Here is a 25,466-nt window from a genome sequence, read left to right on the forward strand (position 1 = left end):
GCCTAGTCGTCCAGCGAGGCGCTCCAGCGTTGGTTCCATTCGCCCGGTGCGGCCCGGCCGCGCAGGGTGTCCATGTCGCGGCGGTCGCGTTTGCTGGGGCGACCCTGGGTGAGGCTCTGAGCAGGCTCGGGCGCGAGACGCCGTTGCTCGGCGTTGGCCAGCCTCAGGGCCACCGAGGCTTCGGTTTCCTGGTACAGCAGCGCCGCCGTCGGGGCTGGCCCGCGCACGCCGCTCAGTGCGCGAACCGTTACCGTGCGCACGACCGGGCCTGAACGCATCTCCACGGTGTCGCCCACCCGCAGCTCCTTGGCCGGTTTGACCGTGGCGCCGTTCACGTGAACGCGCCCCTTGTCAACTTCTTCGGCGCTCAGTGAGCGCGTCTTGTAGAAGCGCGCGGCCCACAGCCATTTGTCCAGACGGACCTTGCCGCCGCTTTGGAGTTCATTGTGGTTCATGGGGTGCATGGCGTTCGGTGGGTGCCAGGGGCAGTCGCACGGTGGCATCAAGTCCTTGCACCACGCCGTGTTCGACGCGGTTGTCCAGCTCGATGCTGCCACCCAGCGACTGGACGATGCCGTGGCAGATCGCCAGGCCGAGGCCCGAACCCGCACCCGACGGGCGCGCGCCGTGGTCGGTGGCAAAGGGCTGGAAGAGGCGCTCCCTCAGCGTTGCCGAGATGCCAGGCCCGCTGTCGCGGATGGAGAGCGCCACCGCCCGCGAGTCCTTCACCATCTCGACGGCCAGGCGCGATCCGGGTGACGTGTTCTTGATGGCGTTGTGCAGCAGATTGCGCCCGAGCTCGCGCAAGGCCCATTCGTGTGAACGAACGCGGGCGGGGACCACATCCAGAGAGAAATCCAGCTCGCGTTCGGCGATCAGTGGCGCGAGGTCGAGCGCCACCGAGCGCACCACCTCGGCCCAGTCGATCACGGGTGCGTCCTTGTCTTCGCGCAGTTGCTCCACCTTGGCGAGCGCGAGCATCTGGTTGGCCAGCTCGGTGGCGCGTTCCACCGTGTGGCCGATTTCATCCAGGGCTTGCAGGGGCGGCACGTCGCCGCGGCGGGCCGATTGCACCTGGGTCTTCAACACGGCGAGCGGCGTGCGCAGCTGGTGCGAGGTATCGCGCACAAAGCGCTTCTGGTGCTCCAGCAGGTGCGAGAGGCGCTGCATGTGCTGGTTCGCCGCTTCCAGCAGTGGCAGCAGTTCGCGGGGCGCGCTCAGCGTGGGCAAGGGCGACAGATTGTTCTCGCTGCGGTGGGCCAGCGCGTGGCTGAGCGCGCGCACCGGGCGCGTGGCGCGCTGCACGACGTAGACCACCACCAACACCATCACGATCACCAGGGCCGCCTGGCGCCAGAGCGTGTCGATCAGGATCTGCCGTGCCAGCGTCTGGCGCAGCTCCAGCGTTTCGGCCACCTGAATGATGGCCATGCCCTGACCCGCCACGCCCGCGACCGGTTGCAGCAGCACCGCCATGCGCACCGGGTCGCCGCGGTACGCCTCGTCGTAGAAATGCACCAGGGCGGCGTAAATTTTCTGGTCGGGCAGCTGGGTGCGCGGCGGGGGGAGGTCTTCGAAACCCGAAACCATCTCGCCTTTGAAGCCATTCACGCGGTAGAAAAGGCGGCTGCGGTTGTCGGCCTCGAAGGCCTCCAGCGCGGAATACAGCAGCGAAGACCGCACCACCGCTTGTTCGCCGTTGCCGACCACCTCCAGTTGTTCACCGAGCGATTTGGCGGTGGCCAGCAGGGTGCGGTCATAGGCCGTGTCGGCCGCCGCGAGGGCCTGGCGGTAGAGCACCACGGTGTTGATGATCATGAAGCCAAACAGCGGCAGCAGGATGCCCAGCAGCAGGGTGCGGCGCAGCGACAGCGGCGTGTTCATTGGGTGAGCGTCCGTGCTGCGCACTGCGGGGCGGAGCGCCTTCGGAGCGGCCGGGCGGCGCTCACGCCATGGCTTTCAGCAGGTAGCCCAGGCCGCGCAACGTGACCAGTTGTGCGCCGGTGTGGGCGATCTTTTTGCGCAGTCGGTAGGCCACGACCTCGATGGCCTCGGGTTGCACGTGACTTTCACCGGGGAACACGAGCTCGAACAGCCGCTCTTTGGTGATGGCCTGGCCGGGGTTGGCGAGCACGGCGCGCAGCAGGGCGAGTTCGCGGGGCGCCAGCTCCAATGGCGAGCCGTCGTGGTACACGGCCCCGCTGTCGCGGTCGGTCTGCATGCCGCACCAGCTCGCGCTGCGAGAGGGCAGGGGGCCGGCATGGTCGTTGTTGTTGGCCGAGCGGCGCACCAGCGCGCGCACACGGGCTTCCAGTTCGTCCAGGTCGAAGGGTTTGGGCAGGTAGTCGTCGGCACCGGTGTTCAGGCCGATGATGCGGTCGCCCACGGTGCCGCGCGCGGTGAGGATGATCACCGGCGTCTGCAGCCCGGCGGCGCGCGCATCGCCCAGCACCTGCAGGCCATCGCGCCCGGGCAGGCTCAGGTCGAGCAGCACGGCGTCGGGCAGACTGGCCTGCCAGAGCGCCAGCGCGCGGTCACCGTCGCCACAGGTCAGCACCTGCATGCCCCGGCGTTCCAGGGTGCGCTGCAGCGTCGCCTGCATGGTGGGGTTGTCTTCGATCAGGAGCAGTTTCATGCAAGGGAGATTATCGGCAGGTCTGGCGCGGCAGGTTTGGGTGTTCGACCACCATCCGATGGCGGCGAGCTGGTGGTCCTCTCCCCCTTCGAGGTGAATGTGCGCTGGCTCAGGATCGACCGGAATTGATGAGTGCCTGACGCGTCACCTCGTCGAGTGCGTCGTCGACCAGCCCGTGTTCGGCGACCACCCGCAAGCGCCCCGTGCTGCGCAACCGATCCAACCCGCGCAGGGTCAGCGAAACGCTGCGTCCATTGGCGGCATTGAACAGGAACATGGAGCCGCTTGGACTGGCCCAGGTCAGCTGGCATCGCAAGTCCTGCGCCCCGTCGCGCAGATCGACCCAGGTGCCCACGGCCAGCGGACGTGATGCCGCCATCTCGGTCTCCCGCAGGCTGCGCCAGTCGGTGCCCAGCGGCTCGGTGTCCTGAAAGGCCGGCTGACTCTCGATGAACATGTCGTCCATGAACCCGGAATCGCGAGCCTCCGCCGGATGCACCCAGGTGTCAGGCAAGTCAGGTTCAAGCTGGCCGCCCAGCCGATCCGGCGTGTCCACTGGCTCGTTGCGCTTCGGCTTGTAAGTGACCTCGTGCAGTTCCATCAACGCCTGAAAAAAGGAGTCGGCCTGGGCACGCGGAAAGTCGATGGAATCCAGCCCGTCGCGCAGCGTGCGCAACAAGCCGGGGATGACCTTGATCAGCCTGGGCCGGTTGAGGCTGGCCAACTCAAACCGGCTTGACCACAGCAGGTCCGGCAGGATGTCCATGTAGCGCAGCGCTGGGGCATCACCCGGTGCCAGGCCCTCGATGGCCTGCGCCTGGATGCGCGCCTGCGCCACCACCTGCGCCCAGGGCCCTGCCAAGAAACGGCGGACCACACCGGGCGCGCGGGCGAAGTCGTTTCGCGCCTGAATTTCCGCCGCCACCCGTTGGGCCAGAAGGTTGCGCTGCTCCACTTTCACCAGCGTCTGCATCGCCAGACCCCGTGCGGGCGCCTGCGTCACTGGATCGCTGCGCCCCAGGGACGTGAGCAGTTTGGCGATGCGCTGCGACAGCTGGCTGGCGGGTACCTGCAGATCCTGCAAGACCTTCCGCAATTGCTGGGCGTAGGCCTCGAATCCGGCGTCGTGCTCACTCTTGAAAGCCAGTGCGCGCTCGGTCAAGACATCCAGCAGGCGTCGCGCCGGATTGCTGCGGTCGGCGAAGAAACGGGGATCGTTGCGCGCCAGCTCCAGCAGCACGGGCTTGAGACGCAACAACATCTCACGCACGGGCTCCAGCAACCGGACGTCATCGGCGATGCGGCGCAACATCAGTGTCACCACCTCCACCGCCAGGGAGCGCACCATGGAGCCGGCCTCCAGCGCCTGCGACGAATCAGCGAGACCACTCCCACCGCCCATGTTGCCCACCAGCAGCTGGTGCAGGTGATCCAGCGTCAACAATTCGTTCTTGCCGGTCAGCGCCGCCATGGGAACGCTGTCTTCCCGGCTTCTGGAGGTGCCGCCGTCCAGGGGTTTTCCCACCGGTGTCTGCACCACCTTGTAGCCAGCAGGCTGCACGCCCCAACGGTCCAGCAGATCGATCATCTGCTGGTAAAAACCTTGCAGCTCTTGTCCGAGGGGGAGCGCTCCGATGTGCAGCCACTGCACACGCACCGCGTCCTCGATGTGCAGGATGGACAGCGCGCGGATCAGCGCACCGATGATGGCCTCGGGATGCAAGGGATTGGCCTTGCTGCGCACCACCGTCAGGCCCCTGGCACTGCTCAGGCGCGCGTCGAGCATCACCAGCTCGTCGTCTACCGCCATGTGCACCACTTGCTGGATGCGCGCCAACTCCACCGTGTCCTGCACCTGCTGGTGGTCCATCAGCTCCAGCTCGTCGAAACTGAGCATGTCTAGGCGGCGGGGTGGTGCCTTTCCGCTGACGGGATCAAGATCGCCGTCCCCAGAGGCGGCAGTCCCAAGGGACTGCCCCAGTGCAGCCAGAAAATGCTCGGTCACAAGCTTGTGGTGCGTCGCCAGGGTGGAGCGCGCCTTACCGACGCTGTGCTTCTCCGACATTCCGACAGCGGCGGCTTCGCGCTGCTGCAAAGCACTGCCGAGCGCCGCCAGCCAGCGCGGAACCCACTCGGCCGACAACACCAGCCCTTCCTTGAGGCAGGCATCAAAGAGGGAATCGGCACGTGCAACCATGTGTGTGAGCGCGCGAATCAGACCTGGGTGGTGTTAGGCATGCTGACGCGATTATCTGCCTAAGCCCTGAAGGCCGAAAAGCGGAAGTTGTTCCCGAAACACCGCCCATTCACTCGTTCGGACGTTACAGCGGCGCCAGGTAGCGGTTCTGCCGCATCGCTCAAGTCGACGGCTTGTTCAGCCTCGCCCTAGGGTTTGTCCGTAGTGATGCGACAGCCGATTGACAGCGGCCGGCAGGAAGATCTCTACTGTCGATCAACCTCCAACGGAGACCACACATGCGTCGCGATACCTTCCTCAAATCCCTGGCCGCTCTGGCCGCTGCTGGTGCCTTGCCCAACGCTGCCTGGGCCGCTGCCAACGTCAAGATGATGATTCCTGCCAACCCGGGTGGTGGTTGGGACGGCACGGGCCGCGCCCTGGGCGAAGCCCTGCGCGACGCCAAGGTGGCCGACTCCGTGACCTTTGAAAACAAGGGCGGCGCGGCCGGTGCCATCGGTCTCGCCCAGTTCTACAACTCGGCCAAGGGCGACCCGAACGCCATGATGGTCATGGGTGCCGTCATGCTCGGCGGCATCATCACCGGCAAGCCGCCGGTCTCGATCACCCAACTGACCCCCATCGCCCGTCTGACGACCGAATACAACGTGTTCGTGCTGCCCGCCAGCTCGCCGTTCAATTCCATGAAAGATGTGGTCGAAGCGCTCAAGAAAGACCCCGGCAGCGTCAAGTGGGGCGGTGGTTCGCGCGGTTCCACCGAGCACATTGCCGCATCGCAGATCGCCCAGGCCGTGGGCGTGCCCGCTTCCAAGATCAACTACGTGCCGTTCCGTGGGGGCGGTGAGGCCGTCGCCGCCATCCTGGGTGGCAACGTCACCGTGGGCGGCAGCGGCTACAGCGAGTTCCAGCAGTACATCGAGAGCGGCAAGATGAAGGCGATTGCCGTCACCGCCGGCCAGCGCGTCAAGGGCATCGACAAGATCCCCACGCTCAAGGAGCAGGGCATCGACGTGGAGATCGGCAACTGGCGCGGTGTCTACGGTGCGCCCGGCATCACCCCGGCCGAGCGCGATGCCCTGACCGACATGATTGTCAAGGCCACCAAGAGCAAGGCTTGGCAGGATGCCCTGGTCAAGAACAACTGGACCCCGGCCCTGCTGACCGGCAAGGCCTTCGACGAGTTTGTTGACAAGGATTTCTCCGGCCTGCGCGCGACCATGGTTCGCGCCGGCATGGTCTGACCACCGCCCCGGTTCCCATGTGACACAGCGGCCGCGGCGTTTGCGTCGCGGCCGCATTTTTTTCACGCAGGAGAGCGCCCATGCAAACCCCCAACCCAGCGGCCAACGAGCCGCGTCCCGATCACCGCCCCGGCCAGCTGGCGCTGGGCATTGCCGCCGTGCTGCTGGCCGCAGGGCTCGCCTACGGCGCGGCGAACATCCCGTCGGACGCGGGCTACGCGGGCGTGGGCCCCGACTTCCTGCCCTGGGTGGTGTCGGCCGCGATGGGGCTGTGTGGCGTATTGCTCATCTGGGAGGTGCGCACCGGCGGCTACCGCAACATGGAAGAGCCTTCGGGTGCGGCCCGTGGTGACTGGCACGCCATGGCCTGGGTGTCGGCCGGTATTTTGGGCAATGCGGCGCTCATCACCACCATCGGCTTCGTGCTGAGCTGCGCGCTGTGTTTCACGCTGGCGGTGCGCGGCCTGCGCATCAGCGAAGGCAAGCCCTCGGGCAGTGGCATGCAGACGGTGAAAGACGTGGTGATCGGCATGCTGATCTCGGCGCCCACCTTCTGGCTGTTCACCAAATTCCTCGCCGTCAACCTGCCGGGCCTGACAGGCACCGGCTGGATCTGATTCGCACGACGGACCTGAAAGGAATTCACCATGCTTGACACCTGGAACAATTTGCTCGGTGGTTTCATGACCGCCGGCACCCCCATCAACCTGCTATGGGCGCTGGCCGGCTGCGCGCTGGGCACGGCCATTGGCGTGTTGCCCGGCCTGGGCCCGGCCGTGACCGTGGCCATGCTGCTGCCGATCACCGGCCAGGTGGAACCCACCGCCTCGATGATCTTCTTCGCGGGCATCTACTACGGCGCGATGTACGGCGGATCGACCACCTCGATCCTGCTCAACACCCCGGGTGAAACCGGCACCATGGTGACCGCGCTCGAAGGTTTCAAGATGGCCAAGAACGGGCGCGCCGGCGCGGCCCTCGCCACCTCGGCCATCGGTTCTTTTGTGGCCGGCACGATCGCCACGATTCTGGTGACGCTGTTCGCGCCCTTCCTGGCCGAGTTCGCCGTGAAGCTCGGGCCGCCCGAGTATTTCTGCCTGATGCTGCTGGCCTTCACCACCGTGAGCGCGGTGCTGGGCCAGAGCACGTTGCGCGGCATCACGGCGCTGTTCTTCGGCCTGGCGCTGGGCCTGGTGGGCATGGACCAGATCACCGGCCAGGTGCGGTACACCGGCGGCATCATCGAATTCATGGACGGTGTGGAGGTGGTACTGGTGGCGGTGGGTCTGTTTGCCGTGACCGAGGCGCTCTACAACGCCCTGTACGAAGGCAAGAGCGACGCCAGCCTGAACAAGATGAACAAGGCGCACATGACCAAGACGGAGTGGAAGCGCTCCTGGCCCGCCTGGTTGCGCGGCACCTTCATCGGTTTTCCCTTCGGCACCATCCCCGCCGGTGGCTCCGAGATTCCCACCTTCCTGAGCTACGCCACCGAGCGCAAGCTGGCCGACCCTGAATACAAGAAGGAATTCGGTACCACCGGCGCCATCGAAGGCGTGGCCGGTCCCGAAGCCGCCAACAACGCGGCCGTGACGGCCACCCTGGTGCCGCTGCTCACGCTGGGCATCCCGACATCGGTGACGGCCGCCATCCTGCTGAGCGCACTGCAGAACTACGGCATCAACGCCGGCCCGCAGCTGTTCCAGACCTCTTCTGCCCTGGTGTGGGCGCTGATCGCCTCGCTCTACATTGGCAACGTGATGTTGCTGGTGCTCAACCTGCCGATGGTGGGCCTGTGGGTCAAGCTGTTGAAGATTCCGAAGGCGCCGCTCTACGCCGGCATCCTGATCTTTGCCACGGTGGGTGTGTACGGCATGCGCCAGAGCTCGTTCGACCTGTTCCTGATGTTCGGTCTGGCGCTGGTGGGTGTGGCATTGCGCCGGTTTGATTTCCCGACCGCCCCGGTGATCGTGGGCTTGATCCTGGGCCCATTGGCCGAGGCACAGTTCCGCAACGCCATGTCGATCGGCGAAGGCAATCTTTCGGTGTTCTTCCAGCGCCCCATGTCGGCCACGTTGCTGACGGTGGTGGTGTTGGTTCTGGTGACGCCGCGTCTGTTGGCCTGGCACCGGCGTTCCTGATCGATACGGCACCGGGCCGCCCCAAGCCGGATCAGCCCCTTGGGGCAGCGACCCGCGCAGCGGCGGAGCGTGGGGGTGATGATCGCTTGGCGATACCATGCCCAGCATGACTGCCGACAACCGACTTCCCCGCGACGCCCAAAGCATCCTGGAGCTGGCCGCCCGGTCGATGTTCGACCTGTTCGCCACCGCCAGCGAAGGCATGATGCTGGTGGACCGCAAGGCGCGGGTGGTCTGGATCAACGACCAGTACCGCCGCTTCCTGCCCGCCTTGGGTTTCGAGCGCGAGGAAGACTTCGTCGGCCACCCGGTTTCCAGCGTGGTGCAGAACACGCAGATGCACCAGGTGCTGGCCACCGGCAAGCCCATCCTGATCGACCTGCTGACCAACAAGGCCGGTACCTTCGTGGTCAGCCGCATCCCGCTGCGCGACGACGCGGGCGAGGTGATCGGTGTGCTCGGCATCGTGCTGTTCGACCACCCTGAAACCACGCTGCAGCCGCTGATCGCCAAGTTCGCGCGGCTGGAGCAGGACCTGAGCGACGCCCGCCGCGAGCTGGCCAGTCAGCGCCGCACCAAATACACCTTCGCCAGCTTCGTCGGCACCAGCCCGGTGGCGCTGGAGGTGAAGCGCCAGGCGCGGCGAGCGGCGTCCTCCCACAGCCCGGTGCTGCTGCTGGGCGAAACCGGCACCGGCAAGGAGTTGCTGGCGCACGCCATCCACGCATCGTCGCCGCGCGCGGGGCGGCCGTTCGTGAGCGTGAACATGGCGGCCGTGCCCGAGGCGCTGCTGGAGGCCGAGTTCTTCGGTGTGGCGCCCGGCGCCTACACCGGTGCCGACAAAAAGGGCCGCGACGGCAAGTTCAAGCTGGCCGATGGGGGCACACTGTTTCTCGACGAGTTGGGCGACATGCCGATGGCCGTGCAGGTCAAGCTGTTGCGCGCGCTGCAGGAGGGTGAGATCGAGCCGCTGGGTTCCAACAAGTTGGTCAGGTTCGATGTGCGCGTGGTGGCTGCCACCTCGCGCGACCTGCAGCAGATGGTGCGCAACGGCCAGTTCCGTGAAGACTTGTACTACCGCCTGAACGTGTTGCCCATCCGCGTGCCGCCGCTGCGCGAGAGGCGCGACGACCTGGCGCTGCTGGTGGAGGCGCTGTGCGAAGACATCGCCGCGCGCGGCGCCACCGCCCACTTGGATCTGGCACCGGCCGCGCTCGATCTGCTGGCTGCCCAGCCTTGGCGCGGCAACATCCGCGAGCTGCGCAACGTGCTGGAACAACTGGCCCTGCGCAGCGACTCGCCGCAGATCGATGCGCCGCAGGTGGAGCAGGTGCTGCGCGAATCAGGGCAGGAGCGCATCGAGCCACCGCTGGCACCGGCCGTGCGGGCTGCCCATGGTCTGCCCCAGTCACCGACCGTGGACGAACGGCCCTTGCCCGAGCAGATCGCTGAGCTGGAGCAGCGGGCCATCGCAGCGGCCCTGGCCCGCACCGGCGGCAACCGGGCGGCGGCGGCGCGGCTGCTGGGCATCTCGCGCGCCAGCCTGTACGACAAGCTGGGTGGTATGTCTGAATTAAAGACGACTGTCTGAAAATTAGACAATTTCAACGGTGCTTGAATGTCTGAAGTTCAGACGTTTTGAGTGATGGTGGATCGCAAGTCATTGATTTCATTGCCCTGACCTCGCTGGCACGCTCCGTGCAAACAGGGTGCACGGGCACCGCCCGGGTGCGCCGGAAACACCTCAGGAGACACACATGATCACAACGACCCGCCGCCTTGCGGTGATGGCCTTGGCCTGCAGCGCCACCCTCGGTTTCGCCCAATCCGGCGGTGAAATCCGCATCGCCCACGTCTACAGCAAGACCGGCCCGCTGGAGGCCTACGGCAAGCAGACCCAGACCGGGCTGCTGATGGGCCTTCAGTACGCCACGGGCGGCACCATGATGGTGGGTGGCAAGAAAATCGTGTTGATCGAGAAGGACGACCAGGGCAAGCCCGATCTGGGCAAGAGCCTACTGGCCGCGGCCTACGCCGACGACAAGGCCAACCTCGCCATTGGCCCGACCAGCTCGGGTGTCGCGCTGGCCATGCTGCCGGTGGCCGAGGAATACCAGAAGATCCTGCTGGTCGAGCCCGCTGTGGCCGATTCGATCACCGGCGACAAATGGAACAAGTACATCTTCCGCACCGGCCGCAACAGCAGCCAGGACGCGATCTCCAACGCCGTGGCGCTGGATAAGGCCGGCGTGACCATCGCCACCCTGGCGCAGGACTACGCCTTCGGTCGCGACGGTGTGAAGGCCTTCAAGGACGCGATCAAGACCGCCAAGATTGCCCATGAGGAATACCTCCCCACCAGCACCACCGACTTCACCGCCGGTGCGCAGCGCATCATTGACAAACTGAAGGACGCGCCCGGCCGCAAGGTGATCTTCATCATCTGGGCCGGTGCCGGCAACCCGTTCAAGATCGCCGATCTGGACCTGAAACGCTACAACATCGAGATCGCCACGGGTGGCAACATCCTGCCGGCCATGGCCGCCTACAAGAACTTCCCCGGCATGGAAGGCGCGACGTACTACTACTTCGGCATCCCCAAGAACCCGGTGAACGAGGCGATGGTGGCCCAGCACTACACCCAGTTCAAGAGCCCACCCGACTTCTTCACCGCCGGCGGCTTCAGTTCGGCCATGGCCGTGGTCACCGCGCTCAAGAAGACCAACGGTGACGCGAAGGCCGCCACGCTGATCAAGACCATGGAAGGCATGAGCTTCGAGACGCCCAAGGGCACGATGACCTTCCGCAAGGAAGACCACCAGGCCATGCAGAGCATGTACCACTTCAAGATCAAGGTGGACCCGGCGTTCCCGTGGGGTGTGCCTGAACTCGTGCGGGAAATCAAACCCGCAGACATGCAGGTTCCGATCCGGAACAAGAAGTGAAGGGTTGACCCCCTGCGCCGCTGACACGGCCTCCCCCTGAAAAAGGGGGACAACACGAGCGGCCCGGCAAAGCCGGTTCCGCTGTGTTTCTGGAAGGTGCTGCACTTGCTGCCTTCCATTTCTGCTCGTTCCATGAGGAACTCCCGGACACACGGGGGCCGGCGATGTTTTGCCCAAAACTCACCTGGAGACAAGCCAATGAGGTTCGATTCGATGCGTGCGCTCGCCGCCATCGCGGCGCTTTCCTCTGGCACGGCACTGGCCGCCATCAACCTGCCTGCCTACAACGTGGACACCAGCCAGACCACGGTGTCGGGCCTCTCCGCGGGCGGCTTCATGGCCAACCAGCTGGGCATCGCCTACTCGGCGCTGTTCAAGGGCGTGGGCGTGTTCGCGGCCGGCCCCTACCTGTGCGCGGGCCTGAGCAACTACACGGCCTGCATGTACAACGCCAGCATTTCGAGCACGGCGCTGGCCAACATGCAGAACCGCATCGACAGCTACAGCGCCAGCGGCGTGATCGACAACCAGTCGGCCATCGCCGGCCAGAAGGTGTACCTGTTCATCGGCGCCAGCGACACCACGGTGGGGCAGAACCCCGTCAACGCACTGAAGACGCAGTACACCAGCAACGGCGTGACGGCTGCGAACATGGAACACATGGTGCGCGGCGGCGCGGCCCACACCTTTCCCACCGACTTCGACAGCACCGGCAACAACGGCTGCGGCAGCGCCGCCTCGCCCTACATCAGCAACTGCGGATACGACGGCGCCAAAGCCGTTCTGCAGAAGTTTTACGGCACGCTGAACCCGCGCAACAACGCGCCCGCGGCCGGCAACTACATCGAGTTCAACCAGGGTGAGTTCGTCAGCAACCCCGGCATGGCCGCGACGGGCTGGGCCTATGTGCCGGCCAACTGCGCCAGCGGCAGCCAGTGCAAGTTGCACGTGGCGCTGCACGGCTGCCAGCAGAGCACCGACAAGATCGGCGACAGGTTCATCAAGAACACGGGCTACAGCCGCTGGGCCGACACCAACAGCATCATCGTGCTGTTCCCCCAGACGAAGATCGACAACACCAGCCGAAGCACGACGGCCAGCGGCTCGCTGGCCAACCCCAATGCCTGCTGGGACTGGATCGGCTGGTATGGCGGCAACTTCGGCCAGAAGGCCGGCACGCAGATGGCCGCCATCAAGGCCATGGTGGACCGCGTGTCCTCGGGCGGGGGTGGTGGCACCCCGACCCTGCCAGCGCCCACGGGCGTGGTGGCGTCCAGCCCGACCGACACCACCATGACGATCAGCTGGAGCGCCGTGAGCGGCGCCGACAGCTACAACGTGTACCGCAACGCCAACAAGACCAACGCGCTGCCGGTCACAGCCACCAGGTTCACCGACACGGGCCTCGCCGCCGCCACGCGGTACAGCTGGACGGTGCGCGCGGCGGACGAAGAGGGCGTGGAGGGCGCGGCGTCCGCGGCGGCCTTGGGCACCACCACGGGCAGCCCGCCGCCGCCCGCCACCTGCTACACGGCCAGCAACTACGCCCACACCACGGCGGGCCGTGCTTACCAGTCGGGCGGCTACACCTACGCCAACGGGTCCCACCAGAACATGGGCCTGTGGAATGTCTTCGTCACCCGGACGCTGAAGATGACCGGCAGCAACCATTACGTCATCGGCACCTGCCCCTGATGCAACGGACCACCCCAAGGAGATCATGAGCCAGCTATCCACCCAGGACCTGACCGTCCGCTTCGGCGGCCACGTGGCGGTCAACCGCGTGACCTGCACTTTTCAGCCGGGCACGCTGACCGCCATCGTCGGCCCCAACGGGGCGGGCAAGACGACCTACTTCAACCTCATCTCGGGGCAGATCAAGGCCTCGGCGGGCAGCGTCCGCCTGAATGGCGTGGACATGTCGGGCCTGAGCGCACCGGCTCGGGCGCAGGCCGGGCTGGGTCGGGCGTTCCAGCTGACCAACCTGTTTCCCAACCTGAGCGTGCGCGAGAACGTGCGGCTGGCGGTGCAGGCGAGGGCGGGCGCGGGCTTGAACCTCTGGCGCATCTGGAGCGACCGCAAGGACCTGATGGTGCGCGCAGACGAGGTGCTCGAAGCCGTGGCGCTGGCCGACAAGGGCGACGCGCTGGCGTCGAGCTTGCCGCATGGCGATCAGCGCAAGCTGGAGGTCGGCATCCTGATGGCGCTGGAGCCGCAGGTGTTCATGTTCGACGAACCCACCGCAGGCATGAGCGTGGACGAGGTGCCGGTGATCCTGAACCTGATCCGCCAGCTCAAGGCCGACAAGACCAAGACCATCCTGCTGGTCGAACACAAGATGGACGTGGTGCGCGAACTCTCGGACCGCATCATCGTGCTGCACAACGGCGAGCTGGTGGCCGACGGCGACCCGGCCACCGTGATCGCCTCGCCGGTGGTGCAGCAGGCCTACCTCGGCATCAATCCCACCGAAGAGGTGACCTCATGAGCAATCTGCTGACCCTTCAAGGGGTGCACACCCACATCGGCGCGTACCACATCCTGCACGGCGTGGACCTCACTGTGCCCCAGGGCCAGCTCACCATGCTGCTGGGCCGCAACGGCGCGGGCAAGACCACGACGTTGCGCACCATCATGGGCCTGTGGCACGCGAGCCAGGGCCGCGTCACGCTGGCGGGACAGGACATCACGGCGCGCCAGACACCCGAGATCGCGCAGAGCGGCGTGGCCTACGTGCCTGAGAGCATGGGCATCTTCTCGGACCTCTCGGTGCGCGAAAACATGCTGCTGGCGGCGCGCGGCGCGCGCACGCTGGACGACATCGACACCACGCGGCTCGAATGGATCTTCGGCCTGTTCCCGGCCATGAAGAAGTTCTGGAACCACCCGGCGGGCAAGCTCTCGGGCGGACAGAAACAGATGCTCGCAGTGTCGCGCGCCATCGTCGAGCCGCGCCAGCTGCTGCTGATCGACGAGCCCAGCAAGGGCCTGGCGCCCGCGATCATCCAGAACATGATCGAGGCCTTCCGCCAACTCAAGGCGGCGCAGACCACGATCCTGCTGGTCGAGCAGAACTTCAACTTCGCGCGCCAGCTGGGCGACACGGTGGCGGTGATGGACGACGGGCGCGTGGTGCACAGCGGCTCCATGGCCGAGCTGGCCGCCGATGAATCGATGCAGTCGAGATTGCTCGGCCTATCTCTGGGAGCCCATCAGTGACACCCCACGTTCATCACTTCGTGTATTCACTGCCCCTCCAAGAGGGGCTGGCCTCCCTTGGGGCGGCCCGGCGGGAGGCCGTTCTATGACCACATTCAAAGACATGGACTGGAAGCCCATGGCCCTGGTGCCGGTGCTGGCGCTGGCCGCCTTGCCCGCCATCGGCAGCCCCTCGACCTGGCTCACGCTCACCGTGGCCGGCCTGGCCATGGGCATGATCGTCTTCATCATCGCCTCGGGCCTCACGCTCGTGTTCGGCCTGATGGACGTGCTCAACTTCGGCCACGGCGTGTTCATCGCGCTCGGCGCCTTTGTGGCCACCACCGTGCTGGCGAGCATGGGCAGCTACACGACCTCGCCGAGCCTGTGGATGAACCTGCTGGCGCTGCTGCCGGCCATGCTGGTGGCGATGGCGGTGGCCGGCGCGCTGGGCCTGGTGTTCGAGCGCTTCATCATCCGCCCGGTGTATGGCATGCACCTCAAACAGATCCTCATCACCATGGGCGGCATGATCATCGGCGAGGAGATGATCAAGGTCATCTGGGGCCCCGAGCAGATTCCGCTGCCGCTGCCCGAGGGCCTGCGCGGCTCGCTGCTGCTGGGCGACGCGGCGGTCGAGAAGTACCGCATCGTCGCGGTGCTGGTCGGCGCGGCCGTGTTCGCCGCCATGGTCTGGACGCTCAACCGCACCAAGGTCGGCCTGCTGATCCGCGCCGGCGTGCAAGACCGCGAGATGGTCGAGTCGCTGGGCTACCGCATCAAGCGCCTGTTTGTCGGCGTGTTCGTCGCGGGCAGTGCGCTGGCCGGCTTGGGCGGTGTGATGTGGGGGCTGTACCAGCAGACGGTGACGCCGCAGATGGGCGCGCAGGTCAATGTGCTGATCTTCATCGTCATCATCATCGGCGGCCTGGGCTCGACGCTGGGTGCGCTGATCGGCGCGCTGCTGGTGGGGCTGATGGCCAACTACACCGGCTTCCTGGTGCCCAAGGTGGCGCTGTTTTCGAACATCGCGTTGATGGTCGCCATCCTGCTCTGGCGGCCGCAAGGCGTCTACCCGGTGACCAGCCGTTGAAGGCCTGACCATGCTGCAAAGACTTCTCTCCAAAGACCTGCCCCGCAGCCGCTGGCTCGCCGCGCTGCTGGTGGTCCTGTTCCTGGGCCTGGCGTTCGCGCCGTTCCTGTTCCCGGGCGTCAAGGCGCTCAACGTCGCGGCCAAGATCCTGATCTTTGTCGCGCTGGTCACCAGCTTCGACCTGCTGTTGGGCTACACCGGCATCGTGAGTTTTGCACACACCATGTTCTTCGGCATCGGCGCCTACGGCGTGGCGATCGGGCTGAGTTCGGTGGAGGAGGCCTCGTGGGGCGCGCTGTTGCTGGGCGTGCTGGGCGCGCTGGTGGTGTCGTCGGTGCTGTCGCTGCTGATCGGGCTGTTCTCGTTGCGGGTTCGGGCGATCTTCTTCGCCATGATCACGCTGGCCGTGGCTTCGGCCTTTCTCACGCTGGCCTCGCAGCTGTCGGACTTCACGGGTGGTGAAGACGGGTTGACCTTCAGCGTGCCCGAGCTGCTGGCGCCCGGGTTCGAGCTGAGCGAAACACCGCTGGTCACGCCGTTCGGCGAGGTGAACCTCAACGGCAAACTCATCACCTACTACCTGGTGTTCTTGAGTGTCTGCGCCATCTTCCTCACCATCCTGCGCATCGTGAACTCGCCCTTCGGCCGGGTGCTTCAAGCCATCCGCGAAAACGATTTCCGGGCCGAGGCACTGGGCTACCGCACAGTGATCTACCGCACGCTGTCCAACGTGCTCTCGGCCCTGTTTGCCACGCTGGCCGGCTGCCTGCTCGCGATCTGGCTGCGCTACAACGGGCCGGACACCTCGCTGTCGTTCGAGATCATGCTGGACATCCTGCTGATCGTCGTGATCGGTGGCATGGGCACGCTGTATGGGGCGCTGATCGGCAGCGTGTTGTTCGTGCTGGCACAGAGCTACCTGCAGGACCTGCTGCGTTTGGCCGGCGAAGCGACCGCAGGCATTCCGGTGTTGCCCGCGCTGCTCACGCCCGACCGCTGGCTGCTCTGGCTGGGGGTGCTGTTCGTGCTGTCCGTTTACTACTTCCCCACCGGCATCGTCGGCAAGCTGCGCGAGCGCGCGGTGCTCGGAAAACTCAAGGGGCTGAAATGAACGCCGTTGCCGCCCACACGCCCCGGTCGCGCTACCTCACATGCGAAGGCCGCGAGATCCACTTCATGGACTGGGTGCCGGCCCCCGGCGCGGCGGACCACGGCACGGTGATCGCCTGGCACGGCCTCGCTCGCACCGGCCGCGACATGGATGCCCTGGCCGCGCACCTGAGTGCCCTGGGCTACCGCGTGATCTGTCCCGACACCATCGGGCGCGGCCTTTCGCAATGGAGCCCCGAGCCCAAGACCGAGTACTGCCTTGCCTTCTACGCGAAGCTGGCGCGCTCGCTGGTGAACCAGCTCGGGCTGGAGCGCTTCCACTGGGTCGGCACCTCCATGGGTGGCGCCATCGGTATGGTCTGCGCCGACGGGCCGCTGCGCGGGCGCATTCAGCGCCTGGTGCTCAATGACATCGGTCCCCAACTGGCGCAGGCGGCCATCGAACGCATCCGAAGCTACGCCGGCAACCCGGCGTCTTTTGCCACGGTCGGCGAGCTGGAGTCGTACTTCCGAGCCATCTACAAGCCCTATGGCTTCATGAGCGATGCGCAGTGGACGCTGCTGACCGAGAGCTCCACACGCCGCCTGCCCGACGGTCGCGTGACGCCGCACTACGACCCGGCCATGGTGATGCAGTTCACCGAGCACCCGGCCGACTACGACCGCTGGGCCGAGTACGACCGCATCGACGTGCCGGTGCTGTGCCTGCGTGGAGCGGAGTCCGACCTGCTGCTGGCCGACACAGCCGAAGCCATGCGCGACCGTGGCCCGCGCGCGCTGGTGGTCACCATCGTGGGCTGCGGCCACGCACCGGCGCTGAACGTGCCGGAGCAACTGCTGTTGGTAAGCCGGTTTTTTGCGGGGCTGTGAGGTTGGGTGATGCTATTGACGACGGACAAGTAGCGCCTCGTTCGTATTCGCTGCAGCGCAATAGTCCACTTCGGCACTCAGTGGTAGCTGAAATCGGCCGCAGCCCCAAAATGGGGCGGCCGAATTTCTAGCCGAGGAGACCAATTGCACCACCGACCGCGGCAGCTACGAGGGGGTGCTGAAGAAACTTTCGCAGCAGACCGTTTGCCTCCTCTTTCTGCTCCTGAGTTCCTGAAGACGACTCAACGGCAGCGATGAGATCTCGGACGGATTGCGTCACAACATTGTTGTCGCCGATTACCACATTCGTGGAGCCGGTGATGTTGATTGTCTTGCTTTGCACGAACTCAACCTTTAGCTCGGATTTCGCTCCGCCTTCGACTACGTCGATGCCAAAGGCGTTGATTTTTCCTATGCCGGCGTGAATATTACCGTGCGATCCTTGTCGTCTCCATTCCAGGAGGTTGTGCTCGGCCAGTTGGTCCGCCACGTGAAGTATGTCCTGCTCTGAGAGTCCTCCTCCCAAGTCTTCCGGTTTTGGCAGCGACCACCCCTCTCGCCGCCGCGCGTAGTAGTACTCCAGAATGAATCCGCGAATTTCTGAGTCTTTCATTTTTGCCTTCTCGCGAAGTGAAATCGATGCTGCCCAAAGCCTGCGTTAGGAGCTTTTCATGGCACGTCGGCACTGGATGCCCACGAGCTATTAATTTGCTTGAGCAAAGCTATGCAATTTTCTGAATCCTCGATTTTGCTCAGCATAAACACCTTGTTTCCAGCATCCTTGATTGAACAGCCAATGTGCCAGCAAGCCGTGTCGTCTATGACCACGAATCGATCATGAAACTCGCGATTGGTGCGAACTGCAAGGGTAGCATTCTTATATTGGGCGCGCCAAGCCTTCATCTCGTTTGGAAAGTCTGGTGGAACTTTGGCCGTCAATACTTTGATTGACATGCCGATCTTAAGCGCAGAGGCGAAGAGTTGGAGAACTGATTGATCGACATATGGGTCCACCACCGTGATGGATTTTTTTGAGGTCTGTAGGACAGCGCGGATCTCCAAGTAAGCATCATATTGGCTCCCCTTCGGGAAGAAAAGTTCCTTCACATTTGCGGAGTCGGGCGCCAATCGACCTTCATCAAGCCGCCAGCCGATCGCGCGAAGTGCACTTTCAAGATGCTCCGATTTACCTCGCTTCACAAGCTCGTCGGTGACGACGTAAGCGGCTCTAAGGCCTGCTTCTTCATTCAGTTCGTTGAATGCGGCGTCTATTCTCGGCCTGTAAGCTGCGATTCGCATCTTGTTCGAGTAATCCTTCTGTGTTGTGAGAGTCCAATCAACAGGAATCCCAGCTCGATCGATGACCATGGGGACTTCGTAGCTATCGAGTTCGAGAACGATGCTGCGTAGAACACGCCATGGATGTAATTCGGATGTATGCATGAGATAGTGTTTTTTTTGGGGGTCCAACGTGCGTGTTAGTAGCGATATCCTGGAGCTGAGCAGTGCGAGACATCCTAAATGTGCGATTCGTACCCGAATCCAATTACATCAACGACATTCGCGCGAAGGGCCGATTCATGCATGGGTTCGAAGCAAGTGAGAGACTGCGGCGACGGTTACCTCGAATACCTCAATCCCTCGCGCCCCGCGCCAGCGCGCGCTCGCGGCTGGCCTGGAGCTGCATGGGGTCGTCGGCCTGTTTCGTGGGCCAGCCCTGCAGGTGCTGCTCGGTCAGGTGGGTCAATGCGCGGATCCAGTCGGGGCTGTCGTTGAGGCAGTCGATGTAGTTGAACTGCAGTCCACCCGCGTGCAGAAAGGCCTCGCGGGCTTCCATGTTGATTTCTTCCAGCGTTTCCAGGCAGTCGCTGGTGAAGCCCGGGCAGACCACGTCCACGCTCCTGACCCCTTTTTTTGCCAAGGTGATCAGCGTCGGCTCGGTGTAGGGCTCCAGCCATTTGGCCTTGCCAAAGCGCGACTGGAAGGTCACGGTGTAGCGGTCTTTGCTGAGGCCCAGTTTTTCGGCCAGCAAACGCGCCGTTTTCAGGCACTCGCAGTGGTAGGGGTCGCCCAGGTGCAGGGTGCGTTCGGGCACGCCGTGAAAGCTCATCACGAGGTGGTCCGCCTGGCCGCTGTGCATCCAGTGTGTGCGCACCTTGCGGTGCAAAGCGTCGATGTAGCCCAGATCGTCGTGGTAGCGGTTGATGAAGCGCAGCTCGGGCAGGTGGCGCACCTTCAGGCCCCAGTTCGCCACCGCGTCGAACACGCTGGCGGTGGTGGTGCCGCTGTACTGAGGGTAGGCGGGCAGGATGAGCACGCGGGTCACGCCCTGCGCCTTGAGTTCGTCGAGCACGGCAGGGATCGAGGGGTTGCCGTAGCGCATGGCGTAGCGCACCGTGAGCTGGTGTCCGCGTTCGCCGAGGTAACCGCGCAGCAGCGTGGCCTGCTTGTCGGTCCAGACCTTGAGCGGTGAACCTTCGGGTGTCCAGACGCTGGCGTACTTGGCGGCCGACTTGGCCGGGCGGGTGCGCAGGATGATGCCGTGCAGGATCAGCATCCACACCGCCTTGGGGATCTCGACCACGCGGTGGTCGCTCAGGAACTCGGCCAGGTATCGGCGCAGCGCGGGGGCGGTGGGTTCGTCGGGGGTGCCCAGGTTGCACAGGATCACGGCCGTGCGTGGGCCCTGGCCGTGGGAATGGGCGGGTTCTGGTTGGAATGGCATGCGCTATTCTCCTGCAGACAGTGAGCGCAACGCAGGGCCGTCCCAAGCAAGCTCGCACCGCAGCCGACAACGCGGAGACATTCCGATGAACGCACCCGAACCCCAACCTCTCGCGCCGCCGGTGAACGACATCGGCCTGGACGTGTCGCGCATCCGCGCCATCACGCTCGACCTGGACGACACGCTGTGGCCGATCTGGCCCACCATCGCCCGCGCTGAAAATGTGCTGCAGGCCTGGTTGGACCAACACGCGCCCGCCACCGCCGCGCTCTGCGCCGCGCCGGGTGCCTTGCGCGAGCTGCGCAACCAGATGCACCTCACCCGGCCCGATCTGGCGCACGACATGAGCGGCCTGCGCCGCGAGTCGATCCGCCTGGTGCTGCAGCGAGCGGGCGAGGACCCGGCGCTGGCTGAGCCGGCGTTCGAGGTGTTCTTTGCCGAACGGCACCGTGTTGAGCTGTTTGACGACGCGCTGCCGGCGCTCGAATGGCTCAGCGGCCGCTACCCGGTGGTGGCGGTGTCCAACGGCAATGCGGACGTGCACCGCGTGGGGATTGGCGCGCACTTCCGTGCTTCGCTCAACGCCCACGGGTTTGGCGCCGCCAAGCCCGATCCGAGCATCTTCCATGCCGCAGCGCAGGCCGCCGGCGTCGATGCATCGCAGGTGCTGCACGTCGGCGACGACGCCCACCTCGACGGTGTGGGCGCGCTCAACGCCGGCATGCAACTGGCCTGGGTGAACCGCGCGGATCACGCCTGGGATCACGCGCCGCTGGCGCCCCACATCACCGTGAGCGAGTTGCTCGCGTTGTGCCGCGCGCTGGGCTGAGTTTCTTTTTTGCCATGCCACTCACGATCCACGGCATTCCAGCCTCGCGCGCCATCCGCCCGCTGTGGGCGGCCACCGAGCTGGGGCTGGCTTTCAACCACGTGCCCACGCCCTACCTGGGCGGCGCCACGCGCACCCCCGGGTTTCTGGCGCTCAACCCCAATGGCCACATTCCGGTGGTGGTGGACGCGCGACCGGACGGTGACGTGGTGGTGTGGGAGAGCATGGCCTGCGCGCTGTACATCGCGCGCCACCACGGGCAGCCCGATGGCGCCAGCATCACGCCAGCGAATCCGCGCGAAGACGCCGAAGCACTGCGCTGGAGTTTCTGGGCCGTGACCGAGTGCGAAGCGGACGCACTGACCGTGCTCATGCACCGCCTGGCCATGCCCGCCGAGCGGCGCAAACCCGAGCTGGCACAGGCCGCCGAGAAGCGGTTGGCGGTGCGACTGAGGGTCATGGAGCAACACCTGACAGCGCAACAGGCGGCGGGGTGTCTGTACCTGGCCGCCGAGCGCTTCACCGTGGCCGACCTGTGTGTGGCCAGCGTGCTGAACTGGGCGCGACCGGCGCGTGAGCTGATGAAGGGCCACCCGTTGACGCACGACTGGATCGTCCGTTGCACCGAGCGACCGGCCCACGACGTGGCCAGGGCGCTGGGCTGAAATTCACCCGCCCACGATGCCTTGCGGGGGCCGTGAGTGCGCCACCGCCGCCAGACCGCTGCGCACCGCGCCTTCCAGTGTGGCCGGGTACGGTCCCTCCACGTAGTCACCCGCTGCCCAGAGGCCCGGTGCAATGGCCTGCGCGGGGCGCCGCAGGCCGGGGGTGCAGGCGAAGGTGGCGCGTTTTTCCACCACGGTCTGGATCGGCCGCAGCCCGCTCAGGCCGAGCTGGCGCGCCGCCTGCTGCAACACGCGCGCCTGCAGCTCGTCACGGTCGCCCTCGCTGGCGCTGATCACGAACGCCAGCACGCCTTGCATCGACGGGTCGTCCGGGCGGAGCTGTCCGCGGTCGAAGGCGAACTGCGCGGGTGCGGTCTTCGCATCAGGCTCGGTGCGCAGGGCGAGCATCGGCGCGCTCAAGCGCGCGCCCGGCGCCCAGGCATAGACGGTGGTGATGGCGGTGAACGCCAGCGAGGCGGCGGTGTGTGCCCAACCCGACAGGGCATGCTCGAGTGCGGTGTCGCCCGCTTCGCGTGCGGCGTTCGCGGCAGCGGCCATGGCCTGTGCCGCCGGGCTGGGCGCTGTGGCCCAGATCACCTGGTCGAAGTCTTCGTGCCAGCCGTCACCTGCCAGGCGCCAGCCCTGGGGCAGCGCGTGGATCGACTGCACCCGCGTGGCCCTGCGCACTTGTGCGCGGGCGCTGTGTTCGCCCGCCAGCCAGCCGGCCGCAGCTTCGGGTAGCAGCGCGCCCAGGTCGTCGCGCGGCAGCAGCAGGCTGGACGCGCTCCAGCGCCCGAAACCCCGGCCGAACAGCGCGTCCCGCATCACGCGCAGGAACACTTGCGCGCTCGCTGCCGCCGCCGGCAGGTTTAGCGCCGACACGCACAGCGGCTCGATCAACTCGTCCATGACGCGGGCGGGCAGGGCGCGGCACAGCGCGCCCACGGTCAGCGCCGGGTCACAAGCGAAGCCGCCGCGCTGCCAGCCCAGCGACGCGCGGACCAGCGCCAGCCGCTCGCTCCAACGCCAGCCGCGCGCGGTGGCGATGGCGGCGACGGCGTTCAGCGGCGCAGGCCAGCGCGCGGCCCAGGCGGGCGTCTGCAGGCCAAGCCCGTCGGGGTAGGGCATGGCCAGAGGCAGGCCGAGCAACAGGCGCTCGGGGCTCAGCCCCACGCGCTGCATGAGCGCGAGCGATTCGATGTAGGCACCGATCAGGATGTGCTGCCCGTTGTCCAGGGTCAGTGGCACGCCGTCGGGGCGCTGCGCGGTCAGGGCGCGGGCTCGACCCCCCAGCGCGCGGGTGGCTTCGAACACCGTCACGTTGGCGCCGGCCTCCGCCGCCGTCACGGCGGCCGCCATGCCTGCCCAGCCGCCGCCGACAACGGCCAGTTTCATGACGGACTCCCATGCTCCGCAGCGGCGCGGGTCATGGCCATCCGGGAGGTGTGTGGGGCTTTGAACGGAGGAACGCCGCTCACAGTCGCCCCAGCGCTTGCACCTTCCACGCCAGCCAGAACTTGCGCAGCGGGGTGAGGCTCACGCGCTGGGTGAGCACGGGCAGCGGGTCGGCGGCAATCTCCTGCAGCAGGGTGCGGTAGATGCTCGCCATCATCAAACCCGGTTTTTGCGCTCGGCGGTCGGCCTCAGGCAAGAGGGCCAGGGCCTCGTCGTAGGTGTTCAGGGCGCGTTCACACTGGAAACGCATCAGGGCCAGGAAGCGCTGGTGGAAATCGGCGGTGTCCATGCCCGGCGCCGCGCCGCGTTTGATCAGCTCGTGCGCCTTCACGTCAAAGCGCTGCAGCTCGTTGACCGGCAGGTAGATGCGGCCGCGCGCGGCGTCCTCGCCCACATCGCGGACGATGTTGGTGAGCTGGAACGCCAAACCCAGCTGGTGCGCGAACGCGGTGGTCTGCGCCTGGGTCTGGCCGAAGATGCGCGCGGCCACCTCGCCCACCACGCCGGCCACCAGGTGGCAGTACCGCTGGAGGTTCGCAAAGTCCAGGTAGCGGTTCTGGTCCAGGTCCATCTGGCAACCGTCGATCACGGCCAGCAGGTGCCGGGCCTCAATGCCGTAGGTGTCTGTGTGGGGCATCAGCGCCTGCAGCGCCGGATGGCTGGATCGGCCCTCGAAGGCCTGGCCGACTTCCTGGCGCCACCAGCCGAGCTTGGTCTGCGCCACCCCCAGGTCATGCACCTCGTCGACCACATCGTCCACCTCGCGGCAGAAGGCGTAGAAGGCGGTGATGGCGGCACGTTTGGGCGGCGGCAGGAACAGAAAGGCGTAGTAGAAGCTGCTGCCGGAGGCGGCGGCTTTCTGCTGGGCGTAGTCTTGGGGCGTCATGAGGGCGGGCGAGGGTTGCCCGAGTGTAATCAGGCGCCCGTGGGCGAAGCTTGGGCTGTCTCTGCCCGTTCAATTACTCCACCACACCTTGACAAAGATTAAGGCGCCCTTCAGCCCCCGCGTGTAAGTTGCGCAGGCAATTTTGCATATTCCCCACGAGGTTTTCATGAAGTCTTCCAGCCGCCGCATTTTCATGCTGCAAGTCGCCGCCGGCTCGGCCGTCCTGGCCGCAGGTGCCGCCCAGGCTCAGAGCGCACCCATGGTCAATGAAAAGGATGCCCAGCCCATGGCGCTGGGCTATGTGGCCGACACGACCAAGGCCGATGGCAAGAAGTACCCGAAGCACGCTGCCACACAGAAGTGCAACAACTGCTCTCTTTACACCGGCAAGGCCGATGCGGCGTCCGGCCCCTGCGGCATTTTTCCCGGCAAGTCGGTCGCGTCCGCCGGCTGGTGCAGCGCCTACGTCAAAAAGGCCTGAGACTGAAGGGTCGTGGTCTTCGCTGGCGTCCGCTCAACCCTTGAGCGCGGCGTCGTCGAAGACCACCCGGTGGCTGCCGCTGAGCGCTGCGTGCCAGCGATCGATGCGCCGGATGAAGCCGTCGGTTTCAAGCTGGCGCAGCGTGCGCGCCACCGATTCGCGCGTGGTGTTCAACACGGCGGCCAGGGCCGCATGGCTGGGCAGGCGCACCGCGCCTGCGCCCTGTTCCTCTTCCAGCAGCATCAGCGTGGCCACCAGTTGCCGCGGCAGACCGCGCAGACGCATGATTTGGGCCCAGTCCGCCAGCCGCGAGTAGCTGTGGGCCATGCCGCTGTGCAGCGCCGCCAGGAACACGGGGTCCTGCAGCCACGGGCCGCCCAGCGCCGAAGCGGGCAATTCACAGACCCTGCCACTGGACAAAGCCATCGCGCCGACCCCTGTGGGCAGATCGAGCAGGCGCCACTGGCCGAGCAGATGCCCCCGACCCACAATGCCCACCGGGCGCGCCACGCCGTCAGGCCCTTGGCGGGTGAGCATCACGGTGCCGAGTTTGACGGGGCGAACCACCTCGGTGGACACGCCTTCGACCTGTAGGGTATCGCCTTTGTGGAACTCGACCTCGCCGATCCAAGGGTCGATGCGAACCTGCCGTGCGCGTGGCAAACGGCCGATCAGGCAGTTTTGGCGGGCCGCGCAGACCTGGCAGCGGGTGGAGGGCGAGGGGCTCGGAGCCGTGGTGCGGGTCATGAGAACGTGGTGGTTAGCATCGCGAAGTGATGGCTGGAGACTCACTCGGGCCGAGGGGGCGCTGGTGAGGACTCGGCGCCCAGCGGTATCTGGCCGCTCTTGTTTTATCGGCCGCAGCGGGCGTTATTGAAGGCCTGGTGGCGTGCCGTGCGTCACGGGCACAGGCACTGAGGTGCGGGCCAGACCGGTTTCGTCGCCTGCGCTTGGCGGCAACCGCTGGTGCAAAAGTGCGATGGCCGTCACATTGG

24 protein-coding genes are annotated in these 25,466 nt (G+C 65.9%); 14 read left to right on the top strand and 10 right to left on the bottom strand.

What is annotated here, in order from left to right; all coding sequences use genetic code 11:
- Positions 1–2 precede the first annotated feature (2 nt).
- The 4 genes from B0E41_RS11300 to B0E41_RS11315 all read right to left on the bottom strand — a co-directional run bounded on the left by B0E41_RS11300 (position 3) and on the right by B0E41_RS11315 (position 4,832).
- Positions 3–455 (bottom strand): RNA-binding S4 domain-containing protein, encoded by a 453-nt coding sequence (locus B0E41_RS11300; protein WP_077331250.1) that lies wholly within the window; start codon positions 453–455, stop codon positions 3–5.
- Positions 442–1,884, bottom strand: coding sequence for a sensor histidine kinase (locus B0E41_RS11305; protein WP_077331251.1), 1,443 nt, complete (start codon positions 1,882–1,884; stop codon positions 442–444). Before B0E41_RS11305 ends, B0E41_RS11300 begins: the two co-directional genes overlap by 14 nt.
- Before the next feature lie 61 nt (positions 1,885–1,945).
- On the bottom strand, positions 1,946–2,635 hold the full coding sequence (locus B0E41_RS11310; RefSeq protein WP_077331252.1) for a response regulator transcription factor: 690 nt from the start codon (positions 2,633–2,635) through the stop codon (positions 1,946–1,948).
- Between the two features lie 109 nt (positions 2,636–2,744).
- Complete coding sequence (locus tag B0E41_RS11315) at positions 2,745–4,832, bottom strand: DUF1631 family protein (RefSeq protein ID WP_077331253.1); 2,088 nt, start codon at positions 4,830–4,832, stop codon at positions 2,745–2,747.
- A 278-nt stretch (positions 4,833–5,110) separates the two neighbouring features.
- Here B0E41_RS11315 and B0E41_RS11320 point away from each other — a divergent pair, with 278 nt between their 5' ends.
- From B0E41_RS11320 to B0E41_RS11370, 11 genes are all read left to right on the top strand, one after another.
- Positions 5,111–6,073 (top strand): tripartite tricarboxylate transporter substrate-binding protein, encoded by a 963-nt coding sequence (locus B0E41_RS11320; RefSeq protein ID WP_077331254.1) that lies wholly within the window; start codon positions 5,111–5,113, stop codon positions 6,071–6,073.
- An 80-nt stretch (positions 6,074–6,153) separates the two neighbouring features.
- A complete protein-coding gene (locus B0E41_RS11325) occupies positions 6,154–6,690 on the top strand; it encodes a tripartite tricarboxylate transporter TctB family protein (RefSeq protein ID WP_077331255.1) in 537 nt (178 codons plus the stop codon).
- Between the two features lie 30 nt (positions 6,691–6,720).
- Complete coding sequence (locus B0E41_RS11330; protein WP_077331256.1) at positions 6,721–8,214, top strand: tripartite tricarboxylate transporter permease; 1,494 nt, start codon at positions 6,721–6,723, stop codon at positions 8,212–8,214.
- Between the two features lie 97 nt (positions 8,215–8,311).
- Entirely contained in the window at positions 8,312–9,805 is a 1,494-nt protein-coding gene (locus B0E41_RS11335; RefSeq protein ID WP_077331257.1) for a sigma 54-interacting transcriptional regulator, read from the top strand.
- A 166-nt stretch (positions 9,806–9,971) separates the two neighbouring features.
- Positions 9,972–11,159 carry a substrate-binding domain-containing protein gene (locus B0E41_RS11340; RefSeq protein ID WP_077331258.1) on the top strand — a complete coding sequence of 396 codons (1,188 nt, stop codon included), beginning with the start codon at positions 9,972–9,974 and terminating at the stop codon, positions 11,157–11,159.
- 198 nt (positions 11,160–11,357) lie between these two features.
- Positions 11,358–12,854 (top strand): PHB depolymerase family esterase, encoded by a 1,497-nt coding sequence (locus tag B0E41_RS11345; protein WP_077331259.1) that lies wholly within the window; start codon positions 11,358–11,360, stop codon positions 12,852–12,854.
- Positions 12,855–12,879: 25 nt separating this feature from the next.
- The gene (locus tag B0E41_RS11350; protein ID WP_077331260.1) at positions 12,880–13,647 is read left to right on the top strand and encodes an ABC transporter ATP-binding protein; all 768 of its coding nucleotides are present in this window, start codon (positions 12,880–12,882) and stop codon (positions 13,645–13,647) included.
- On the top strand, positions 13,644–14,378 hold the full coding sequence (locus B0E41_RS11355; protein ID WP_077331261.1) for an ABC transporter ATP-binding protein: 735 nt from the start codon (positions 13,644–13,646) through the stop codon (positions 14,376–14,378). Before B0E41_RS11350 ends, B0E41_RS11355 begins: the two co-directional genes overlap by 4 nt.
- 85 nt (positions 14,379–14,463) lie before the next feature.
- Positions 14,464–15,450 (top strand): branched-chain amino acid ABC transporter permease, encoded by a 987-nt coding sequence (locus B0E41_RS11360; RefSeq protein ID WP_077331262.1) that lies wholly within the window; start codon positions 14,464–14,466, stop codon positions 15,448–15,450.
- 10 nt (positions 15,451–15,460) lie between these two features.
- On the top strand, positions 15,461–16,561 hold the full coding sequence (locus B0E41_RS11365) for a branched-chain amino acid ABC transporter permease (RefSeq protein WP_077331263.1): 1,101 nt from the start codon (positions 15,461–15,463) through the stop codon (positions 16,559–16,561).
- Positions 16,558–17,430, top strand: coding sequence for an alpha/beta hydrolase (locus B0E41_RS11370; protein ID WP_077331264.1), 873 nt, complete (start codon positions 16,558–16,560; stop codon positions 17,428–17,430). Before B0E41_RS11365 ends, B0E41_RS11370 begins: the two co-directional genes overlap by 4 nt.
- Before the next feature lie 127 nt (positions 17,431–17,557).
- Here the strand turns inward: B0E41_RS11370 and B0E41_RS11375 are convergent, their stop codons facing one another.
- From B0E41_RS11375 to hemH, 3 genes are all read right to left on the bottom strand, one after another.
- Positions 17,558–18,043 carry a hypothetical protein gene (locus B0E41_RS11375; RefSeq protein WP_077331265.1) on the bottom strand — a complete coding sequence of 162 codons (486 nt, stop codon included), beginning with the start codon at positions 18,041–18,043 and terminating at the stop codon, positions 17,558–17,560.
- Positions 18,044–18,099: 56 nt separating this feature from the next.
- Entirely contained in the window at positions 18,100–18,798 is a 699-nt protein-coding gene (locus B0E41_RS11380; RefSeq protein ID WP_143433790.1) for a hypothetical protein, read from the bottom strand.
- 265 nt (positions 18,799–19,063) lie between these two features.
- Positions 19,064–20,155, bottom strand: a complete 1,092-nt coding sequence (hemH, locus tag B0E41_RS11385; protein ID WP_077331267.1) for a ferrochelatase — start codon at positions 20,153–20,155, stop codon at positions 19,064–19,066.
- Positions 20,156–20,240: 85 nt separating this feature from the next.
- On the opposite strand from hemH, the gene B0E41_RS11390 reads away from it, so the two are divergent.
- Both B0E41_RS11390 and B0E41_RS11395 read left to right on the top strand, forming a co-directional pair.
- Complete coding sequence (locus B0E41_RS11390) at positions 20,241–20,984, top strand: HAD-IA family hydrolase (RefSeq protein ID WP_077331268.1); 744 nt, start codon at positions 20,241–20,243, stop codon at positions 20,982–20,984.
- A 14-nt stretch (positions 20,985–20,998) separates the two neighbouring features.
- A complete protein-coding gene (locus B0E41_RS11395) occupies positions 20,999–21,649 on the top strand; it encodes a glutathione S-transferase family protein (RefSeq protein ID WP_077331375.1) in 651 nt (216 codons plus the stop codon).
- Between the two features lie 3 nt (positions 21,650–21,652).
- Here the strand turns inward: B0E41_RS11395 and hpnE are convergent, their stop codons facing one another.
- A complete protein-coding gene (gene hpnE, locus B0E41_RS11400) occupies positions 21,653–23,044 on the bottom strand; it encodes a hydroxysqualene dehydroxylase HpnE (protein ID WP_077331269.1) in 1,392 nt (463 codons plus the stop codon).
- A 79-nt stretch (positions 23,045–23,123) separates the two neighbouring features.
- Positions 23,124–23,990 carry a presqualene diphosphate synthase HpnD gene (hpnD, locus tag B0E41_RS11405; protein ID WP_077331270.1) on the bottom strand — a complete coding sequence of 289 codons (867 nt, stop codon included), beginning with the start codon at positions 23,988–23,990 and terminating at the stop codon, positions 23,124–23,126.
- 166 nt (positions 23,991–24,156) lie between these two features.
- Between hpnD and B0E41_RS11410 the strand changes: the two genes are divergently transcribed.
- The gene (locus B0E41_RS11410) at positions 24,157–24,471 is read left to right on the top strand and encodes a high-potential iron-sulfur protein (protein WP_077331271.1); all 315 of its coding nucleotides are present in this window, start codon (positions 24,157–24,159) and stop codon (positions 24,469–24,471) included.
- Positions 24,472–24,504: 33 nt separating this feature from the next.
- Here the strand turns inward: B0E41_RS11410 and B0E41_RS11415 are convergent, their stop codons facing one another.
- Entirely contained in the window at positions 24,505–25,218 is a 714-nt protein-coding gene (locus tag B0E41_RS11415) for a Crp/Fnr family transcriptional regulator (protein WP_077331272.1), read from the bottom strand.
- Positions 25,219–25,466 lie beyond the last annotated feature (248 nt).

This window comes from Hydrogenophaga sp. A37 (assembly GCF_002001205.1).
In the GTDB taxonomy this organism is placed as follows: Bacteria; Pseudomonadota; Gammaproteobacteria; order Burkholderiales; family Burkholderiaceae_C; genus Hydrogenophaga.

Coding starts and splice junctions, on each gene's coding strand:
- B0E41_RS11300 (WP_077331250.1), bottom strand. CDS start 455: ATGAACCACAATGAACTCCAAAGCGGCGGCAAGGTCCGTCTGGACAAA.
- B0E41_RS11305 (WP_077331251.1), bottom strand. CDS start 1,884: ATGAACACGCCGCTGTCGCTGCGCCGCACCCTGCTGCTGGGCATCCTG.
- B0E41_RS11310 (WP_077331252.1), bottom strand. CDS start 2,635: ATGAAACTGCTCCTGATCGAAGACAACCCCACCATGCAGGCGACGCTG.
- B0E41_RS11315 (WP_077331253.1), bottom strand. CDS start 4,832: ATGGTTGCACGTGCCGATTCCCTCTTTGATGCCTGCCTCAAGGAAGGG.
- B0E41_RS11320 (WP_077331254.1), top strand. CDS start 5,111: ATGCGTCGCGATACCTTCCTCAAATCCCTGGCCGCTCTGGCCGCTGCT.
- B0E41_RS11325 (WP_077331255.1), top strand. CDS start 6,154: ATGCAAACCCCCAACCCAGCGGCCAACGAGCCGCGTCCCGATCACCGC.
- B0E41_RS11330 (WP_077331256.1), top strand. CDS start 6,721: ATGCTTGACACCTGGAACAATTTGCTCGGTGGTTTCATGACCGCCGGC.
- B0E41_RS11335 (WP_077331257.1), top strand. CDS start 8,312: ATGCCCAGCATGACTGCCGACAACCGACTTCCCCGCGACGCCCAAAGC.
- B0E41_RS11340 (WP_077331258.1), top strand. CDS start 9,972: ATGATCACAACGACCCGCCGCCTTGCGGTGATGGCCTTGGCCTGCAGC.
- B0E41_RS11345 (WP_077331259.1), top strand. CDS start 11,358: ATGAGGTTCGATTCGATGCGTGCGCTCGCCGCCATCGCGGCGCTTTCC.
- B0E41_RS11350 (WP_077331260.1), top strand. CDS start 12,880: ATGAGCCAGCTATCCACCCAGGACCTGACCGTCCGCTTCGGCGGCCAC.
- B0E41_RS11355 (WP_077331261.1), top strand. CDS start 13,644: ATGAGCAATCTGCTGACCCTTCAAGGGGTGCACACCCACATCGGCGCG.
- B0E41_RS11360 (WP_077331262.1), top strand. CDS start 14,464: ATGACCACATTCAAAGACATGGACTGGAAGCCCATGGCCCTGGTGCCG.
- B0E41_RS11365 (WP_077331263.1), top strand. CDS start 15,461: ATGCTGCAAAGACTTCTCTCCAAAGACCTGCCCCGCAGCCGCTGGCTC.
- B0E41_RS11370 (WP_077331264.1), top strand. CDS start 16,558: ATGAACGCCGTTGCCGCCCACACGCCCCGGTCGCGCTACCTCACATGC.
- B0E41_RS11375 (WP_077331265.1), bottom strand. CDS start 18,043: ATGAAAGACTCAGAAATTCGCGGATTCATTCTGGAGTACTACTACGCG.
- B0E41_RS11380 (WP_143433790.1), bottom strand. CDS start 18,798: ATGGTCATCGATCGAGCTGGGATTCCTGTTGATTGGACTCTCACAACA.
- hemH (WP_077331267.1), bottom strand. CDS start 20,155: ATGCCATTCCAACCAGAACCCGCCCATTCCCACGGCCAGGGCCCACGC.
- B0E41_RS11390 (WP_077331268.1), top strand. CDS start 20,241: ATGAACGCACCCGAACCCCAACCTCTCGCGCCGCCGGTGAACGACATC.
- B0E41_RS11395 (WP_077331375.1), top strand. CDS start 20,999: ATGCCACTCACGATCCACGGCATTCCAGCCTCGCGCGCCATCCGCCCG.
- hpnE (WP_077331269.1), bottom strand. CDS start 23,044: ATGAAACTGGCCGTTGTCGGCGGCGGCTGGGCAGGCATGGCGGCCGCC.
- hpnD (WP_077331270.1), bottom strand. CDS start 23,990: ATGACGCCCCAAGACTACGCCCAGCAGAAAGCCGCCGCCTCCGGCAGC.
- B0E41_RS11410 (WP_077331271.1), top strand. CDS start 24,157: ATGAAGTCTTCCAGCCGCCGCATTTTCATGCTGCAAGTCGCCGCCGGC.
- B0E41_RS11415 (WP_077331272.1), bottom strand. CDS start 25,218: ATGACCCGCACCACGGCTCCGAGCCCCTCGCCCTCCACCCGCTGCCAG.